Annotated in this window: 16 protein-coding genes; 10 read left to right on the forward strand and 6 right to left on the reverse strand. The window is 65.5% G+C overall.

All coding sequences use genetic code 11. The features are described 5' to 3' along the window. Positions 1-43: 43 nt before the first annotated feature. Positions 44-1309: a DUF763 domain-containing protein gene (locus tag J0I79_RS05145; RefSeq protein ID WP_292855530.1), complete on the forward strand. Its 1266-nt coding sequence runs from the start codon at positions 44-46 to the stop codon at positions 1307-1309. A gap of 34 nt (positions 1310-1343) precedes the next feature. On the opposite strand, the gene J0I79_RS05150 is transcribed toward J0I79_RS05145, so the two are convergent. Then, entirely contained in the window at positions 1344-2129 is a 786-nt protein-coding gene (locus J0I79_RS05150) for an SDR family oxidoreductase (protein WP_292855531.1), read from the reverse strand. Positions 2130-2230: 101 nt separating this feature from the next. On the opposite strand from J0I79_RS05150, the gene uxuA reads away from it, so the two are divergent. After that, complete coding sequence (gene uxuA, locus J0I79_RS05155; protein WP_292855532.1) at positions 2231-3415, forward strand: mannonate dehydratase; 1185 nt, start codon at positions 2231-2233, stop codon at positions 3413-3415. Between the two features lie 151 nt (positions 3416-3566). On the opposite strand, the gene J0I79_RS05160 is transcribed toward uxuA, so the two are convergent. From J0I79_RS05160 to J0I79_RS05180, 5 genes are read right to left on the reverse strand one after another with little or no spacing between them, the layout of a single operon-like run. Further along, the gene (locus J0I79_RS05160; RefSeq protein WP_292855533.1) at positions 3567-4883 is read right to left on the reverse strand and encodes an aspartate aminotransferase family protein; all 1317 of its coding nucleotides are present in this window, start codon (positions 4881-4883) and stop codon (positions 3567-3569) included. Continuing rightward, positions 4880-5665 carry an N-formylglutamate amidohydrolase gene (locus J0I79_RS05165; protein ID WP_292855534.1) on the reverse strand — a complete coding sequence of 262 codons (786 nt, stop codon included), beginning with the start codon at positions 5663-5665 and terminating at the stop codon, positions 4880-4882. The genes J0I79_RS05160 and J0I79_RS05165 overlap by 4 nt, the downstream gene beginning before the upstream one ends. Further along, a complete protein-coding gene (locus J0I79_RS05170) occupies positions 5665-6987 on the reverse strand; it encodes a glutamine synthetase (protein ID WP_292855535.1) in 1323 nt (440 codons plus the stop codon). The genes J0I79_RS05165 and J0I79_RS05170 overlap by 1 nt, the downstream gene beginning before the upstream one ends. Beyond that, complete coding sequence (locus tag J0I79_RS05175) at positions 6984-7631, reverse strand: isochorismatase family cysteine hydrolase (RefSeq protein WP_292855536.1); 648 nt, start codon at positions 7629-7631, stop codon at positions 6984-6986. The genes J0I79_RS05170 and J0I79_RS05175 overlap by 4 nt, the downstream gene beginning before the upstream one ends. After that, positions 7628-8566 carry a MurR/RpiR family transcriptional regulator gene (locus tag J0I79_RS05180; RefSeq protein ID WP_292855537.1) on the reverse strand — a complete coding sequence of 313 codons (939 nt, stop codon included), beginning with the start codon at positions 8564-8566 and terminating at the stop codon, positions 7628-7630. Before J0I79_RS05180 ends, J0I79_RS05175 begins: the two co-directional genes overlap by 4 nt. A gap of 155 nt (positions 8567-8721) precedes the next feature. Between J0I79_RS05180 and J0I79_RS05185 the strand changes: the two genes are divergently transcribed. The 8 genes from J0I79_RS05185 to J0I79_RS05220 all read left to right on the forward strand — a co-directional run bounded on the left by J0I79_RS05185 (position 8722) and on the right by J0I79_RS05220 (position 17539). Continuing rightward, complete coding sequence (locus J0I79_RS05185) at positions 8722-9888, forward strand: FAD-binding oxidoreductase (RefSeq protein ID WP_292855538.1); 1167 nt, start codon at positions 8722-8724, stop codon at positions 9886-9888. Then, a complete protein-coding gene (locus tag J0I79_RS05190) occupies positions 9888-11750 on the forward strand; it encodes a branched-chain amino acid ABC transporter ATP-binding protein/permease (protein WP_292855539.1) in 1863 nt (620 codons plus the stop codon). The genes J0I79_RS05185 and J0I79_RS05190 overlap by 1 nt, the downstream gene beginning before the upstream one ends. 41 nt (positions 11751-11791) lie before the next feature. Beyond that, a complete protein-coding gene (locus J0I79_RS05195; RefSeq protein ID WP_292855540.1) occupies positions 11792-12964 on the forward strand; it encodes an ABC transporter substrate-binding protein in 1173 nt (390 codons plus the stop codon). Positions 12965-12968: 4 nt separating this feature from the next. Beyond that, positions 12969-13673, forward strand: a complete 705-nt coding sequence (locus tag J0I79_RS05200) for an ABC transporter ATP-binding protein (RefSeq protein ID WP_292855541.1) — start codon at positions 12969-12971, stop codon at positions 13671-13673. 5 nt (positions 13674-13678) lie between these two features. Next, the gene (locus J0I79_RS05205; protein WP_292855542.1) at positions 13679-14560 is read left to right on the forward strand and encodes a branched-chain amino acid ABC transporter permease; all 882 of its coding nucleotides are present in this window, start codon (positions 13679-13681) and stop codon (positions 14558-14560) included. Positions 14561-14572: 12 nt separating this feature from the next. Further along, positions 14573-15202 (forward strand): FMN-binding negative transcriptional regulator, encoded by a 630-nt coding sequence (locus tag J0I79_RS05210; RefSeq protein WP_292855543.1) that lies wholly within the window; start codon positions 14573-14575, stop codon positions 15200-15202. A gap of 17 nt (positions 15203-15219) precedes the next feature. Then, positions 15220-16266, forward strand: coding sequence for an ornithine cyclodeaminase (locus J0I79_RS05215; RefSeq protein ID WP_292855544.1), 1047 nt, complete (start codon positions 15220-15222; stop codon positions 16264-16266). 253 nt (positions 16267-16519) lie between these two features. Beyond that, positions 16520-17539 carry an isopenicillin N synthase family oxygenase gene (locus J0I79_RS05220; RefSeq protein ID WP_292855545.1) on the forward strand — a complete coding sequence of 340 codons (1020 nt, stop codon included), beginning with the start codon at positions 16520-16522 and terminating at the stop codon, positions 17537-17539. Positions 17540-17577: the final 38 nt, after the last annotated feature.

The following is a 17577-nucleotide window of genomic DNA, read 5'->3' on the forward strand; positions in this document are numbered from 1 at the left end:
GGATGCCTATCTGTCTGGGCAGGCACGGGAACAGGAAACAGGCGTGGCGCAACGATCGGGCAGTGCTGATCTCCCCCTTCATGGCGGGCGCGTGCCGAAATGGCTGGGCGAACGCATGACGCGTCTTGGCGCCGTCATGTGCGAGGCTGTTATCCACCACTATGGCCGCGACGAATTGCTGCGGCGGCTGGCGCATCCGTTCTGGTTCCAGTCCTTCGGCTCCGTCATGGGTATGGACTGGCATTCTTCCGGCATCACCACCAGCGTCATCGGCGCTCTGAAGCGCGGGCTGACGCCGCTCTCCGGCGAACTCGGCATCCATGTCTGCGGCGGCCGTGGCGCGCATTCGCGCCGGACGCCGCACGAACTGACGGCGATCGGCGAGCGCATCGGCTTCGACGGAGCGCGGCTGGCGACCGTCAGCAGGCTTGTCGCCAAGGTCGACAGCGCCGCCGTGCAGGACGGGTTCGACCTCTATCTGCATGGCTTCATCGTTACCGACGACGGCGACTGGGTCGTGGTGCAGCAGGGCATGAACGGTGACAGCAAGGTGGCCCGCCGCTACCACTGGCTGTCCGAAGGCCTGAAGAGCTTCGTCGACCAGCCTCACGCCGCGATCGAGGGCGCCAACCAGGGCGAGATCGTCAACCTGACCGATCACCGCGCCGAGGCTTCGAGACAGGGACAGTTGAGCCTGCTGCAGGACCTTGGCCCCGACCGCATCCTGCGGGAGTTCGCCGCGCTGGATGCCGATGGAGCCGCACCGGCGCCCGCGCAGCCCTTGCTGCCGCATCTCGTCATGCCGGCTCACCATGATGTGCGCGAAAGCGATATCGTCATGCGCCGCCTGCACGGAAACATGGCGGCTGCCGCCGAACGCGGTCCGGAGGATTTCTCGGACCTGCTGCTGGTGCCAGGGGTTGGCGCTCGGACCGTGCGGGCGCTGGCGCTCGTCGCCGAGGTCGTCCATGGCGCGCCTTGCCGGTTCTCCGATCCCGGCCGTTTCTCGATCGCCCATGGCGGCAAGGACAGGCATCCCTTTCCGGTGCCGCTCAAGGTCTATGACGAGACAATCGGCGTCATGAAGTCGGCCGTGCGGAAGGCAAAGCTTGGCCGCGAGGAGGAAATCGGCGCCTTGAAACGCCTCGACGATCAATCGCGGCAGGTCGAGAAATACGTCACCGGCCCGAGCCTGAAGGAAATCGTCGCCGGCGAATTCGACCAGTCGCATCTGCTCGGCGGCCGCAGCGTCTTCGGTTGGGAGCCGCCGCCGGATCAGGCGGCGGGCGCGCAAGGCAAGAAGGCCTGAGAGTTCGCTCAAGCCGGAGCCCGGTCTTCACGCTCTACTTCACGCCGATACCGGCGGTCAGGCCACCATCGATCCTGTAGTCCGCGCCGGTGCAGAAGCTGGCCTTCGACGAGCAGAGGAACGCGATCAGTTCGGCAACTTCCTCCGGTTCGCCGATGCGTCCCAGCGGATGCGCCGCGCCGAAGCGCCTGTATGCCTCCTCGATATCGACTTCACTGCCCCCGTCGCCACGTGCTGCCCTTTCGAGGATCGGCGTGCGGATCGAACCCGGACTGACCGAATTGACGCGGATGCCCGACGCCGCGTAATCGAGAGCCAGGGAGCGCGTGAGCGTGTGGATCGCGCCCTTGGTCGTCGCATAGGCCGCGACGTTCTGCTGGCAGGCGAAACCTTGCACCGAAGCGACGTTGACGATGGCTCCGCCGCCGCGCTTGATCATTTCCGGGATGCCGAAATGCGCGGTGAGGTAGATCGACCCGACATTCACGGTCATTGCCCGATTCCAGGTCTGCCAATCCGTCGTCGTTGCTGTTCCGTAGGGATGGACGGCCGCCGAATTGACGATGACGTCGATGCCGCCGAAACGCGCGACACCCGCCGCGACCGCATCACGCACCTGATCCGAAACCGAGACGTCGACCGTGCGCACCAAAGCGTCTGCTCCCGCTCTGGCCAGGCTTTCCTGCATCGCGGCGTTCGCCCCCTTGTCGATGCCGCAGGCGATGATCGCGGCGCCTCCGGCCGCAAGGCGGCTCGCGGTTGCCAGGCCAATGCCCGTGGTTCCCGTCACCAATGCCACCTTGCCTTCGAAATCCTTCATCGCGGCATCTCCTTCATTCGCCATCGCGGGCCTGCTCTTTGTTTGACACTCGTCTTGCTCGACCAATAAGTTGCCGGTCTTACGCAAAAAGGAAAGTGGTAATGGAACAGTGTTGGCGCTGGTATGGTCCGGATGATCCGGTCACCCTCGATCATGTCAGGCAGGCCGGCGCCACGGGCGTGGTCTCGGCTCTCCACCACATCTACGACGGCAGGGCCTGGCCGGAGGCCGACGTGCTCGAGCGCAAGCGGGTCATTGAAGACGCCGGCCTGACATGGTCCGTCGTCGAAAGCATACCGGTGCACAATTCATTCAAGATCGGAACGCCGGACCGCGAACGCTACGCCGGCTATTACCGCGACAGCATCCGCACGCTTGCCAAAGCGGGCATCCACACGGTCTGCTACAATTTCATGCCGGTCGTGGACTGGACGCGCACCGACCTGATGTATCGCCTCCCGACCACCGGCTATGCGTTGCGCTTCGATGCCGTCGATTTTGCCGCCTACGATCTCTTCGTGTTGAAGCGCAGGAACGGCGAGGCGAGCTATACACCCGCACGCGTTGCCGAGGCCGAGCAACGCTTCAAGGAATTGACGTCAGAGCAGGTCGAGCGGATCGAGCGCAATCTGATCGCCGGCCTGCCGGCGACCGAACGCACTTATGACAGGGACGGCTTTCGCGATGCGTTGGCCGACTATGACGCGATCGGACCGAAGGAGTTGCGCGACAACCTTGCGTGGTTCTTGCGAGAGATCATCCCGGCTGCCGAAGAGGCCGGCGTGCGCATGTGCATCCATCCCGACGATCCGCCTTTTTCGCTTTACGGCCTGCCGCGAGTCGTTTCGACAGCCGAGGATGCGCGTTTCATCCTGAGTGCTGTCGACAGCCAGGCCAACGGGCTAACCTTCTGCACCGGCTCCTACGGCACGCGCGCCGACAACGACATCGTCGCCATGGTCAAGGAATTCGCCAGCCGGATCCATTTCGTCCACCTGCGCAACATCACCATCGAGGACGACGGTTCTTTCTATGAAGCCGAGCATCTCGAAGGCGGCACCGACATGGCGCATGTCATCCTGGCCTTGATGCAGGAGGAGGCGCGACGCCGTGGCGAAGGGCGCGGGGATTGGCGCATTCCGATGCGTCCGGATCACGGGCATCTGCTGGCCGACGACATCGGCAAGAAGAAGATCAATCCGGGCTATTCGCTTATCGGGCGGCTGAAGGGCCTCGCCGAACTGCGCGGCATCATGCGCGCCGTGGAGCAGTTTGGATTGGCATGAGGAGATCGCCGAGGCAATCCGAATGGTGGGTCTCGGGGTTCTCATGGTCTTCCGCCGCTGTCCGCCCGCCAATCCGGCGATGGAAACCCGACAAAGCCAGGGCCATTCTTGTAGGCCGAAGTCGGTGCTTCCAAGGCGGCAAGTCGCCCCGTCACCACATCATGAACGAGGCGACATCCGCGTCTGAAACCTTGCCGGCATTCACGTCGGCGATCGCCTGGTCGACGATCGCGATGCCCTCGGCCACTTCGTCTTCGGTCAGCGTCAGCGGCGGCATGAATTCGAGCACGTTGGCTTTCAGCCCGACATAGGAAAAGGCCGCGCCGAGTTCATAGCCGCGATAGATGATCTTGGCCGTCGTCGTGGCCGGCACCGGCTCACGCGTCGCGCGGTCCTTGACCAGGTCGACGCCGATGGCGAGCCCGCGCCCGCGCACATCGCCGATGATCTCGTGTTTTTCACCGAGCGCCCGCAGTGCGTTGGAGAACAACGCGCCGGTCCGCGCCGAACGTTCGACAAGGCCTTCGCTCTCGATCGTCTTCAGCACCGCATTGCCGGCCGATGTCGCCACCGGGTTGCCTGCCGTGGTCTGCAGGGCGAAGGCGGGCGCGTGGTCCATGATCTCCCGCGGACCGACAACGGCCGACAGCGGCAGCCCGCCGCCAATGCCCTTGCCGAACACGACGAGGTCCGGTGCCAGCCCTTCATGCTGAAAGCAGTGCATCATGCCGCTGCGAGCGAGCCCGACCTTGACCTCATCGACGACGATCTTGATGCCATGCTTGCGGCAACGCTCCTGCAAGGCTTTCAGGAAACCCGGCGGCGGCACGATCAGCCCGCCGTCCGACATCAATGGCTCGATGAATATGGCGGCGACCTGATGCGGCGGACAGGTGGTCTCGAACTGGTAATCGAGCAGCGCGAGCACGTCCTCGCCGCTGAAGGTCGGACGGAACGGATCGGGGTAGGGCAGCAGCACCACGCCCGCGCGCGGCAGCGTATGCGTCATTGCCGTGTGGCCGCTTATGCCCATCGAGCCCGAAAGGTTGCCGTGATAGGAGCCGATGAAGGAGATGAAGCGCGAGCGGCCGGTCGAGGCCTGAAGCACACGCACCGCGCAATCATTGGCGTCCGAGCCGGAATGGCCGAACCAGACGCGCCGTTCGCCGTCTCCCGGCGTGATCGCGAGCAGCCGCTCGGCCAGCGACACGGCGGGTTCGTTCGGATAGAGCAGCAGGCTGGCGCCTGCCATGTCGCGGACCGAGGCTTCCACCGCCTCGACGATGGCCGGGTGGCCGTAGCCGAGCACCGCCGGGCCAGCCGAGCCCGACAGGTCGAGCAGCGAACGGCCGCCTTCCTCGATCAGCCGGTTGCCCTTGCCGCCGACGACGCTGAGCGGCGAGAAGCGCAGCTTGCCGATCTGCGCGATCGCCGCCGCATCGCGTTCGCGCAGGCTGAGGTTGCTCACCTGACCGCCTCCGTGTCGTGCACCGGCAGCGCGGCCGCCAGCCGGTCCGCCCATTCCTCGATGCCCGCCCGGTTCGCCAGCAGGTCCTGCCTTATCTCGATGAGGACGGCGGGGATGCCGCGATCATCGCCGTGGATCGGTACGGCGTAATCGGCGTCGCGGCTGATCACATAGGGCACGTTGGCCGCGACGTTGAGCTCGGGATCCGTGCGCAGGCCCGACAGGATCGCCTCGGCAAGACCGACAGCATGGTCATGCAGAATGCCCGCATGCCACGGCCTGGCCACACCCAGGAAAACCGGCGTGAAGGAGTGGATCGTTACGATCCGCGTCGGCCTGTTCTCGGCGATGCGGCGATCGAGATGCGCCGCCACGCGGTCATGGAATGGCGAAAACATGATTTCGGCGCGCCGGTTGCGCTCCGCCGGGTCGATGCCGGAATTGCCGGGAATCTCGGTTGCTTCCGACAGCACCGGAATGCTGCCCGCGCTGCCCAGAGGCCGGTTGAGGTCGATCAGCAGCCGAGAGTAGCCGCTGAGAAAGGCGGCCGCGTCGAGCCGTGCCGACAGAAGCCGTGTCACCTCGGCGGCGCCGATATCCCAGGCGATGTGGCGCTGCAGATGAGCAGCATCCAGGCCGAGCCGGCCATACTCGGCCGGCATGTGGTTGGACGCATGCTCACACAACAGGACGATATCGGAACGGCCATGCTCGTTGAGGGCCTCGACCGCGTCCGGCCAGTCCTTTTCAGGAGGCAAGTCTTTTTCAGGCTGGGCGGTCATCAATAGAGCGTCCGGTAGAGATCGCAGATGGCGGCTGGATCGAGGCCGGCCAGACGCCCGGCTTCATGGCGCTTCAGGCCGACGAAGGTCTCGATGAAGACAGGCGCGAACCATCCCGTGACGGTCTTGTCGGCGAGAAGCGCGTCCAGCGCCGCCGGCAAGGTTTCCGGCAGCCGCACAAGGCCAAGCTTTGCCCGTTCTTCGTCGCTCATCAGCGTCGGGTCGCCGGTCACCAGCGGCGGCGATGGCATGTCCGCCTTCAGCCCTTCCAGTCCCGCGCGGATGATCGCCGCCAGCGACAGGTAGGGATTGCCGGTGGCGTCGGCGGCGCGGTATTCGACATTGTACTGGCGTGCAGGGTCGCGACCGCCGATGGTCACTGTCGGACAGATGCGCAGCGATGCCTCGCGGTCACGGTCGGCGAGCCAGGTGTAGGACGAGCTCCAGCTGTGCGGCTTCAGCCGGTAGAAGGACGACACGCTCGACGCCGTCATGGCGGTGATCGCGGGCAGGTGGCGAAGCACGCCGGCACAGAAGGCGCCGGCCTTGGCGGACAGCCCGCCGGGCTTTGCCGCGTCGTAGGTCACCGGCTTGCCGTCCTGGTCGACGAAGCTAAAATGAATGTGCACGCCATTGCCGACGGCATCGGGGGCGATCTTGGGCGCGAAGCTCGCGCGCCAGCCCGCGTTGCGCGCCACCTCGCGCGTTATTTCGCGGATGGCGACGGCGCGGTCGGCCGCCGTCAGCGCATCGGCCGGCTCGTGCGTCACCTCGAACTGCTCGTTGCCGAATTCCGCTATGACCACTTCGGGTCCGACGCCAGCTTCCTCGAGCGCCGCCATCAGATTGGGGGCGAACGGGTCGGTGCGGCGCAAGGCAGCGAAGGACATCGAGTGCGCCGGCGCGAAGCTGCCGTCGGCGATGTGGAATTCATGCTCGAAGGCGGCGATGACGGAGAGGCCGGTCGCGGCTTTCAGTTCCGCCAGCGCGTCCTTGAGCATCGTGCGCGTGCAGCCGAGCCAGGGGCTGCCGTCGAGTTCGACGATGTCGCCGGCCACCATGTCGAAGGGCGTCGCCGTTCCGGTTTGCGTGGTACGGAACCGCGCCTTGGGATCAGGGATCAGCCGCAGGTCGCCCGACGAGCCCCATGGATTGGGATCGACGATGGAGTTGAACGGCGTCATCGACAGATTGGCCTGCAGCCAGCCGACACCGGTCGCGGCGGTTTTCTGCAGCCTGCTTTCGACGACGAAGCGTCCGCGCGTGACGGCGGAGAGATCCGTCGTGACGACGGCGACGAGAGACTCGACAGCAGATGTCATGCCGTTTTTCCCAAGGCGTTGAAGCGGTCGACAACAGTGTCGGTATCCGCGACCCAGCAATAACCGCCGAAGGCCTTCAGCGCGATGTCATGGCGTTCCTGGGTAATGGTGGCGCAGGCATCCGAGACGCAAGTGACGAGATAGCCGCGGTCGGCGCCGTCGCGCACCGTCATGTCGACGCATTGGTCGGTAAGCACGCCGACCACGACGAGATAGCGGATGCCGAGATTCTTCAGGAGATAATCGACATTGGTCGAGTTGAAGAGGCCAGACGATGTCTTCGGCAGCATGATCTCGTCGCCGACCGGCGCCAGCGATGCAACCGGCAGGCCCTCGGGAAGGCTTGGCGCGACATGGATCGGCGTCAGCTTGTGGTCGAGCGAACGGTCGCGTCCGTCCTCGGTCAGGCTCTGGATGATGGTATGCAGCACTTCCACGCCATTGGCGCGCGCCGCAGCCAGCAGGCGCTCCTGGTTGGGGATCGTCTGCGAGGATGTCTGACGGTAGAAATAATGGTCGGGACCACGCTCCGGATGCGAGGGATCCGCACCCGGTTCCAGCCAGATGCGCTGCATGTCTACCAGCAGCAATGCCGTCTCGCCGGCACGGAAGGCTTCGTCTCGCTTGGGTAGAGGCTGGGTCATGCTTTGTCGTCCTGCTTTGCTGATTTGGGTCCAGGTATCTTGCGGGGTCCGGAGACAGGACGTCCGCTGTCGTCTTGCGGATCGCTGTCCAGCGTCACCGAATTGGCGTGCCGCACCTTCTCGATCCTCTCGATGCGGGCGCGGGCGTCGTCGCCCAGCGTCGAAACGATATGGGCGGTCAGCGCTTCCATCTGCGCGATGGCCGGCGCCAGCGTGTCATAGGGCGAGGCGACCTCGAGCGGACTGACGATGGTGACCTCGGCGAGATCCGATATCGGCGACAGCCATTGGTCGGTGAAAAGCAGGATGCGCACATCGAGCGCGGCCGCCTGCCTCGCATAGGCCATGACGTCGAGCTGGTAGCGGCGATAGTCGAACACGACCAGCACGTCGCGGCGGCCGAGATCGGCCAGCGTGTCGAATGTCTGCGGCGAGAGTACGCCGAGATCGCGCACCCCCGAACGGAACTGCACGAGGTATCCGGCCAGCATGCCGGCGATGTGGCGGCTGAACCGGCCGCCGAGCAGCACGATCTCGCCCTTGGCCTCCATAAGCAGGCGGGCGGCCCGCTCATAGGTCTGGACCGGGGTCGCGGCGGTGGCCTTCTGCAGCGCCGCGGTGACGGAATCGAGATAGGTCAGCACGGCGCTGTCGCTGGAGCCGCTCTGACGCTTGGCCTCCATCATCAACAGCGGCGAATGCAGCCTGGCTTCTACCTCGGCCAGCAGCTTCGCCTGGAAATCGGGAAAGCCCTCATAGCCGAGCTTGACGACCAATCTGACCACGGTCGGGTCGCTGACGCCGGCGCGCCGGGCAAGCGAGGAGGCGGTGCCGAGGCCGGAGGTCGGATAGTCGGTCAGGAGCAGCCGGACGATCTTCTCTTCCGACGGCGTCAGCGCCAGATCCCCGCGCATCAGAACATCGCGTATCGCCATTGGCCTCCCCGAAAATGCGTGTTGGGCTCTCAGCCTCGTTGTGTTGAGTTTATTACAGGGATTTTAATTCAGGTCAACAATGAAGAGATGTTGACATAGCTGGAAGAGTAGCCTTAGCTTGTCGGAAAGCAGCCAAGAGACTGTGGGGAACAACCATGCGAAACGGAAACGACGTCCTCGTCGTTGGTGCCGGTATTGTTGGGTCGAGCACCGCCTACCATCTGGCCAAGGCCGGTGCGAACGTCACGCTGATCGAGCAGACCCATCCCGCCGGCGGGCCTTCGGGCAAGTCGTCGGCGCTGCTGCACGCTTTCTACCTGATGCCGGAACTTTCGCAGCTTTCCATCCGCGGCCGCGAGATACTGGTGTCGTTGCCGGAGATCGCGGGCGAGGGGTCCTTCGTCACCGAAATCGGCATGATGTGGGTCTGTGGCAGGGATAACGAGGCCAGCTGGAAGGCGGCGGCCGAACGCATCCGCGGCGAAGGCGCGCGCATCGAGACCTTGTCGCCGCAGGCCTTCGCCGACGCGGCGCCGGACTTCGCGCTGGACAATGTGGCGCTGGCGCTGTGGGAGCCCGAATACGGCTATGCCGACGCCTTCGGCGCCACCAACGCCATTGCCCGGGCCGCGCGGGCGCATGGCGCGAAAATCCTGCAGAACACGCTTGTCGAGGGGCTTCGGCGACAGGGAGACCGCATCACCGGCGTCACCCTGACCGATGGGACGGTGCTGGAGGCCGATACGGTCGTGCTGGCCGCAGGGCCATGGACGCGCCGCCTGCTGGCGACGGTGAATCTCGATCTGCCCCTGCATGTCGAGCGTCATCCGATGGCCGTTCTCGATGCCGCCGGCCAGGCGCGCAAGGTCATGCCCTTCGCCTGGTGCGACGACATCTCCTGCAACTACGCGCGGCCTGACAATGACGGTGTCATCCTGGCCGGCACCTGGGCCGGCGGCGGCACCGGCTTGCGTCACGAACATGCCGGCCGCCCGCGTTTCGTCGAGAATCCGGACAGCTACATGGAGGGCGTCGAAGAGTCCGAATCCGTCGAAATCCTGGAAACCTTCGCCACCCGCGTGCCGGCCATGGCCGAACTCGGCATCCGCCCCGGCTATGCGGGGCTCTACGATATGAGCCCCGACGACCTGCCGGTGATCGGCGCCATGCCTGGGGTTGACGGCCTTGTGGTGTCGGCCGGCTCCTCCGGCCACGGCTTCAAGACCGGGCCGGCGGTTGGCGAGGCGATCGCCAAACTCGTTACCGAGGGCGCTCAACCGATCCTGGCGCCGTTTTCGCCCGACCGTTTCAGGGCCGCGTGATGGCGTCCGTGGCGATGACCGAGAGCAAGCCGCGCGGCTTCATGCCAACCGCCTTCCGCAACGCCACCGCCGACGCCTTGTGCATGGTGGCCGTACTGCTGCTGGTGGCGCTTGCCGCCTTCCTCTTCGGCGGCGTCGCCATGCAGCGCGTCGTCACCTATGCCGCGATCATGCTGACGGCGGTGCTTGGCCTGCAGATATTCTCCGGCAACAGCGGTATCGTCTCCTTCGGCCAGGCCGCCTTTGTCGGCCTCGGCGCCTACGCCACCGGCATTCTCACCATGCCCGCCGCTCTGCAGCGGACGGCGCTGCGCGACCTGCCGCAGTTCCTTGCCGGGCATGAACTCTCCTTCTTCGCGGCACTCGCGGTGGTGCTCGCGCTGGCTGTTGTCATCGGGCTGTTGACCGGCACGCCCCTGCTCAGGCTCACGGGGTCGAGCGCTTCGATCGCGACACTCGCCATGTTGATCATCGTCTATACGCTGCTGGTCGCGGGCCGCGAGATTACGCGCGGCAGCCAGCCATTCTACGGCGTGCCGCGCGAGGTCGGGCTGTGGACGGCGGCCATCGTCGCCTCGGTTGCGCTGGTCGCGGCAAGACTGTTTCGTGAAACCTCTTTCGGTCTCGCCAGCCGCGCGGCGGCAAATGACGAGCGCGGCGCCGCCGCCGTCGGCGTCGACCAGCGCACGGCGCGGCTCGCCGCCTGGGTGGTGGGCGTGGTCGCGGCGATGGCCGCCGGCGCCATGATGGCGCAGTTCCTCGGCGCGTTCTCGCCACGCGATTTCTATTTCGACCTGGGCTTCACCATGCTCGCCATGCTGATCGTCGGCGGCATGACCTCGTCGCTCGGCGCCTTTGCCGGCGTCATCGTCACCATCGTGGTGATCGAGATCGTGCGCCGTTTCGAGGGCGGCGGCGAAATGCTCGGCCTGCATCTGCCTGTGCTGTTCGGCCTGACCCAGGGCGTGCTCGCCATCGCCATGATCCTCGTCATCTGGCGCCGGCCAACCGGGCTTTTCGGCGAGCGCGAGCTCAATCTTCTGCGCCGGTCCGGGCGGGCACCGGAAATGGCTTCGGCCCCGCCGCCCCAGCAGGTCGGCGCCGACCGGCTGGTGGCCGATCATCTGTCGCGCCGCTATGCCGGTGTGGTCGCGGTGGACGACGTCAGCCTGACTTTCGAGACTGACAGCATATCAGGCATTATCGGCCCCAACGGCGCCGGCAAGACGACCCTGCTCAACATGCTGGCTGGCGATGTCCAGCCAAGCGCGGGGACGGTGTCCCTCGGCGGCGTGCAGCGGCAGGCCTCCGCGTTCGCCTTCGCCCGGTCCGGCATCGCCCGCACGTTCCAGAACATCCGCGTCTTCCCCAGCATGACCGTCCTGGAGAATGTCGTGGTCGCGGCAAGGCAGGTCGAACCAGACCTTACGCACGCCGAGGCCGCGGCGATGCGCGAACTGTCGCGCATGGGTCTCGACAAGTTCGCCGACCAGCCTGCGGCCCGGCTGGCCTACGGCCAGCGCCGGCGTCTGGAAGTCGCGCGTGCGCTGGCGCTGAAGCCGCGCTTCCTGCTGCTCGACGAGCCGGCGGCTGGCATGAACGCCGTCGAAACGGCCGAACTGGTTTCGATCCTCTCGGCGGTGCGTACCGAGCGCCGCATCGGCGTGGTGTTGATCGAACACGACATGCGGCTGGTGATGAACCTTTGCGAGCGCATCGTCGTCATCGACCATGGCCGCGTCATCGCCGACGGCACGCCGGCCGATGTCCAGAACAACCCGGCCGTCATCGCCGCCTATCTCGGCAGCCGCACCGCCCGCGCCAAGACAGCGCACCCGAACACGCAAGATCAGACCGCATAGCCCGCAACGACCAACGATAAAGATCCAGAAGGAGAACCGACATGCCAAGCCTTCATCGCCTTCATCGCGCCGCTCTGTACGCCGCGGTGTTCGGCACGACGATCGTCGCCATCTCGACCGCTTCCGCCGAGGAGATCATCATCGGCGCAGCCACCGCGCAGACCGGCGTGCTCGCGCCCTATGACCAGCCGGCCCTTGCCGGCCTGCGCATGGCGCTCGACGAACTCAACGCCAAGGGCGGGCTCGCGGGCAAGTACACCGTCAAGCTGATGATCAAGGATACGCGCTCCGACACGGCGCAGACCGCCACCGTCGCCCAGGAACTGATCGATGCCGGCGCCAAGATCATGATCACGCCCTGCGACGCCGATCCCTCGATTTCCGCCGGCCAGCTGACCCAGCCGCTCGGCATCCCGACCCTGACGCTGTGCGGCTCCGCGCCCGTGCTGACCGGTGCGGTCGGCGACGTGATGTTCGGCACCTATCCGGCCGACAATGTCCAGGCGACGGCGGTTGCCGACTTCGCCGTCTCCGAAGGCAAGAAGAAGGTCTTCCTGCTGACCTCGCCTGACACCACCTACACCGCCAACCTGCCGGAGTATTTCGGCAAGGTGTTCGAAAAGAAGGGTGGCGCGATCGTCGGACGCGGCACCTTCACCATGGGCCAGCCTGACTTTTCGGCCGAGATCACCAACATCAAGGGCCTGGCCGACAAGCCGGACCTGATCATGACGGCGGCCTATGAGCCCGATTTCCCGGCCTTCATCCAGCAATTGCGCGGCGCCGGCGTCACCATTCCGGTCTATGGCGCCGACGCCATCGGCACGCCGACCATCAAGGCGCTCGGCAAGCTCGTCGACGGCGTCGTCTACACGGCCGCCGGCTACGCCGAGCCGGGCAGCAAGCTGGAGGCCTTCAACGCCGCCTTCACCAAATATGCCGGCCACGCGCCGGAATCGACCTACGAGGTCAATGGCTACGAGATCGGGCTGATCCTCGACCAGGCGGTGAAGACCGCCGGCTCGGACGATCCCAAGGCCATCCGCGACGCCATCGCCAACCTCAAGGATTTCAAAGGCATCACCGGCAAGATCACCTATGCCGGCACCAACCGGATGCCGCTGCGGCCGGTGGCGCTGATGCGCTACGAAGGCGGTGAGGGCAAGCATGTCGAGACCCTGATCCCCGACGCATCAGACGTTCCGGCGCCGTGATGTCATGCTGAGCGTCGAGGCCCTCAAGATACGCTACGGCGAGGTCGAGGCGGTCCGCCGCGTCGACCTTACCGTGGACAGCGGCGAGATCATCGCCCTGGTCGGCGCCAATGGCGCCGGCAAGAGCTCGACGCTCGGCGCCATCGCCGGGCTGGTGCCGGCGGCCTCCGGCAAGGTGGTTTTCGACGGCGTCGCCATTACCGGCCTGGCGCCAGAAGCGATCGCCCGCAAGGGCGTCGCGCTGGTTCCCGAGGGCCGGCGCATCTTCGCCAGCCTCACTGTGGCAGACAATCTGCGCCTGGGCGGTGCCGTGCACCAGCCAGCCGCCGAGGCGAAGCTGCGCGAGGAGGAGATGCTCGAGCTGTTCCCGATCCTGCGCCGCTATCATCGCGTCAAGGGCGGCAACCTGTCGGGTGGCGAGCAGCAGATGCTGGCGATCGCCCGCGCGCTGATGAGCAAGCCGCGCATGATCCTGCTCGACGAGCCCTCGCTGGGCCTTGCTCCGCAGCTGATCGATACCGTCTTCGACCTGATCGCTGAGCTGCGCCGCAAGGGCCTGACAATCCTGCTGGTCGAGCAGAATGTCGCGCTGGCGCTGGAAATCGCAGACCGCGCCGTCGTGCTCGCCAATGGCGAGGTTGTGCTGTCGGGCACGGCAAAAGAACTTGCCTCCTCGGACCTCGTCCGCCAGGCCTATCTGGGAGCTTGAGAAGCATGATCGCGCAGCAGATCATCAATGCGGTGAGCCTCGGTGGCGTCTATGCGCTGCTGGCGCTCGGGCTGGCGATCGTCTTTTCCATCGTCGGATTGATCAATTTCGCCCATGGCGAGTTGATGACCCTGTCGGGCTATGCGCTGCTGGCCGCGCTGGTCTTCGGCCTGCCGTTCCCGGTGGCGGTGCTGGTCGCCGTTTCCTGCGGCGCGCTCGCCGCCGTGGCCATGGAACGCGTTGCCTTCCGCCCGATGCGGGGCGCCAGCGTTACAAGCCTGCTGCTGACCAGCTTCGCCGTGTCCAGCCTTTTGAAAGTCGTCTTCCAGAACGGCATCTCGGCCCGGCCGCAGGCTGTCGCCATGCCGGGCTGGATGACAGGCGCCTTCTCCTTTGGCGATTTCACCATCGGCGTCGGCCCCAGCATCTCCATCGTCGTCTCGGCGCTGGCGCTGATTGCGCTGGAAGTCTTTCTGCGCCGGTCCGTCACCGGCACGGCGATGCGCGCCGCCGCGGAGGATTTCAACGTCGTGCGGCTGATGGGCATTCCGGCCAGCCGCATCATCGCCACAGCTTTCCTGCTCTCGGGACTGCTCGCCGGTCTTGCGGCGATGCTGTGGGTGGCGCAGCGCGCTTCCGTCGATCCGCTGATGGGCTTCACGCCCGTGTTGAAGGCCTTCATCGCCGCGGTCGTCGGTGGTCTCGGCAGCCTGCCGGGCGCTGTCGCCGGCGGCTTCCTGCTCGGCATCATCGAGGTGCTTCTGCAGGCGACGCTCCCGGCGGCGATCGCGCCTTATCGCGACGCGATCGTCTTGTCGGGCGTCATCGCCGTGCTGCTGTTGCGCCCGCAAGGCCTGATCCCGGCCGTCCGCGTCCAGCGAAGCTGATCCGCGACTGCCATGTACAGCAAGCCAGAGTTTGAACCGCTGTCGCGTGACGACGTCTTCGGCCTGATCGAGGCAGCAGCTTTCGCAACGGTGGTGACGGCGGGGCCGCAAGGGCTGGCCGTTTCGCATCTGCCGTTCGTGCTCGATCGGGGAAGGGGGAAGAACGGCACGCTGGTGTCGCATCTCGCCAGGGCCAACCCGCACAGCGACCTGATTGCGCAGGGCCGCGAGACGGTTGCGGTCTTTCAGGGACCGCACGGCTATATCTCGTCCTCCTGGTATCCCCGCAATCCGGTGCGCGACAGCGCCCCGACATGGAACTTCGCCGTCGTGCATTGCCACGGCCATCCCGTGCCGCTCGACGACCACGGCACTGCGCGGCATCTTCTGCAACTGGTCGACGTCCTGGAAAAGGATCGGCCTGACCGCTGGCGCATGCGCGAACTCGGCCCCGGCGGCATGGAGCGGCGGATACCGCACGTCGTCAGCTTCGACATGCCGATCGAGCGCCTGGAGGCCAAGTTCAAGATGGGGCAGGACGAACGCCTCTACGACACATCAGGCGCGATCGAGGCGTTGGAGGAAAGCGATCCGGCGCTCGCCGCGATGATGAAGGCGCACAACGCGCATCGCAAGGACTGACGGCGCAAGGAAACGGAATGATACCCAATCTCAACATCGTGCCCTTCGTCAGTGTCGACCACATGATGAAGCTGGTGCTGACCATCGGCGTCGAGCGTTTCCTGGTCGAACTCGCAGCCTATATTGAGGACGATTTCGGACGTTGGGAGCTGTTCGACAAGACACCGCGCGTTGCCTCGCACAGCGCCGAAGGCGTCATCGAACTGATGCCGACCAGCGACGGCGAGGTCTACGGCTTCAAATATGTCAACGGCCATCCCAAGAACATGCGCGAGGGCCGCCAGACGGTCACCGCTTTCGGCATGCTCGCCGACGTGCACAACGGCTATCCTGTCCTGCTGTCCGAGATGACCATCCTGACCGCGCTGCGCACGGCCTCCATGTCGGCGCTCGCGGCCAAATACCTGGCGCCAAGGGGCAGCACCTGCATGGCGCTGATCGGCAACGGTGCCCAGGCCGAATTCCAGGCGCTGGCCTTCAAGGCCCTGCTCGGCGTCGACAAATTGAGGCTCCATGACATCGACCCGTCGGCAACCCGCAAATGCATGCGCAATCTCGCCGGCCTGGGCTTCGACATGACAGCCTGTGCCACCGCGCAGGAGGCGGTCGAGGGCGCCGAGATCATCACCACCGTCACCGCCGACAAGCAGTATGCCACCATCCTGACCGACAACATGGTCGGGTCGGGCGTGCACATCAACGCGGTGGGCGGCGATTGTCCGGGGAAGACCGAACTCCACCGCGACATCCTGCTGCGCTCCGACATCTTCGTCGAATATCCGCCCCAGACGCGGATCGAGGGCGAGATCCAGCAGCTCGCGCCGGACCATGCCGTGACCGAGCTTTGGCAGGTCATGTCGGGCGCGGTGCGAGGCCGGCGCGATGCCGGCCAGATCACGCTGTTCGATTCCGTCGGCTTCGCCATCGAGGACTTCTCGGCCCTGCGCTATGTCAGGGACCAGCTCCAATCGACCGGCCTCTATCAGGAACTCGACATGCTGGCCGACCCCGACGAGCCGCGGGACCTGTTCGGCATGCTGTTGAGGGCCGCCAAGCAGGGCTGAGGGCGCCGGCGGACATTAGCCACTGCCCGGGCATGATCGCGGTCATCATCCGCTTTCCCGCGTGCGTGGAAAAATTGTTCGTCGTGGCCGCGACGAAGGGCCGATCGTTCCTTTTCCGATGATCCGAAGTCGATGAGACTTGCAAGCATCGATAGCGACTCCGGTCGTTCACGGTGCCTGCATGGTCAATCGGCTGGGTTTTCCGGTGGCGATTTCAAGCAATATCCGGAAAGGCCCAGGAAAGGAGCTTGATATGCCCAGAATAGTGCCAGTGCTTGATCTCAGCCGTCTTGAGCAAGGTGCGTCGGAGCGCCGGACGTTTCTGGCGGATTTGCGTTCGGCTTCGCGCGATATCGGCTTTTTCTATCTTGCCGGGCATGGCATTTCCTGGGCCGAGATCAGCGAGGTGCTCACCGCCTCACGCCGCTTCTTTGCCTTGCCGGAGGCCGACAAGCTCGCGATCGAGATGGTCAAGTCCTCGCAGTTTCGCGGCTATACGCGCGCCGGCGGTGAACTGACCAAGGGCAAGGAGGACTGGCGCGAACAGCTCGACATCGGTGTCGAGCGCCAGCCCATAGCGCAGGGGCCGGGCATTCCGCCGTGGACAAGGCTGCAGGGACCGAACCAGTGGCCGGCGGCATTGCCTGATCTGAAATCGGTGCTCATTGCATGGCAGGAGAAGGTCACTGCCGTGGCGATCCGCCTGCTGAAGGCCTTCGCCCAGTCGCTCGACCAGCCGGAAGACGCGTTCGATGCGATCTATCGCGGCGAGCCCAACCATCGCATGAAAATCGTGCGCTATCCCGGCCGGGACGCGACCAGCAGCGACCAGGGTGTCGGCGCGCACAAGGATGGCGGCTTCCTGACGTTGCTGCTCCAGGATGACAATAAGGGGCTGCAGGTCGACTATGACGGCAGCTGGGTCGATGTGGACCCGATACCCGGCACGCTCGTCGTCAATATCGGCGAACTGCTCGAGCTCGCCTCGAACGGCTATCTGCGCGCGACCGTGCATCGCGTCGTCACGCCACCCGCCGGCGTCGAACGCATCTCGGTGCCGTTCTTCTTCAGCGCCAGGCTCGATGCGACGATCCCGCTGCTCGGCCTTTCCGAGGAACTGGCCGCGCAGGCGCGCGGGCCCGCCAGCGATCCGGACAATCCGCTGTTTCGCGATGTCGGAGCCAATGTGCTCAAAAGCCGGCTGCGCTCGCATCCCGATGTCGCACGGCGCCACTATGCGGACCTGCTCGAAAGGGAAAGCCGGGTCGGCTGAGTGTTGCGGGCGGGAAATGACAGGATTTTTGCTCTCTT

The sequence above is a fragment of the Mesorhizobium sp. genome (assembly GCF_017306585.1).
In the GTDB taxonomy this organism is placed as follows: domain Bacteria; phylum Pseudomonadota; class Alphaproteobacteria; order Rhizobiales; family Rhizobiaceae; genus Mesorhizobium.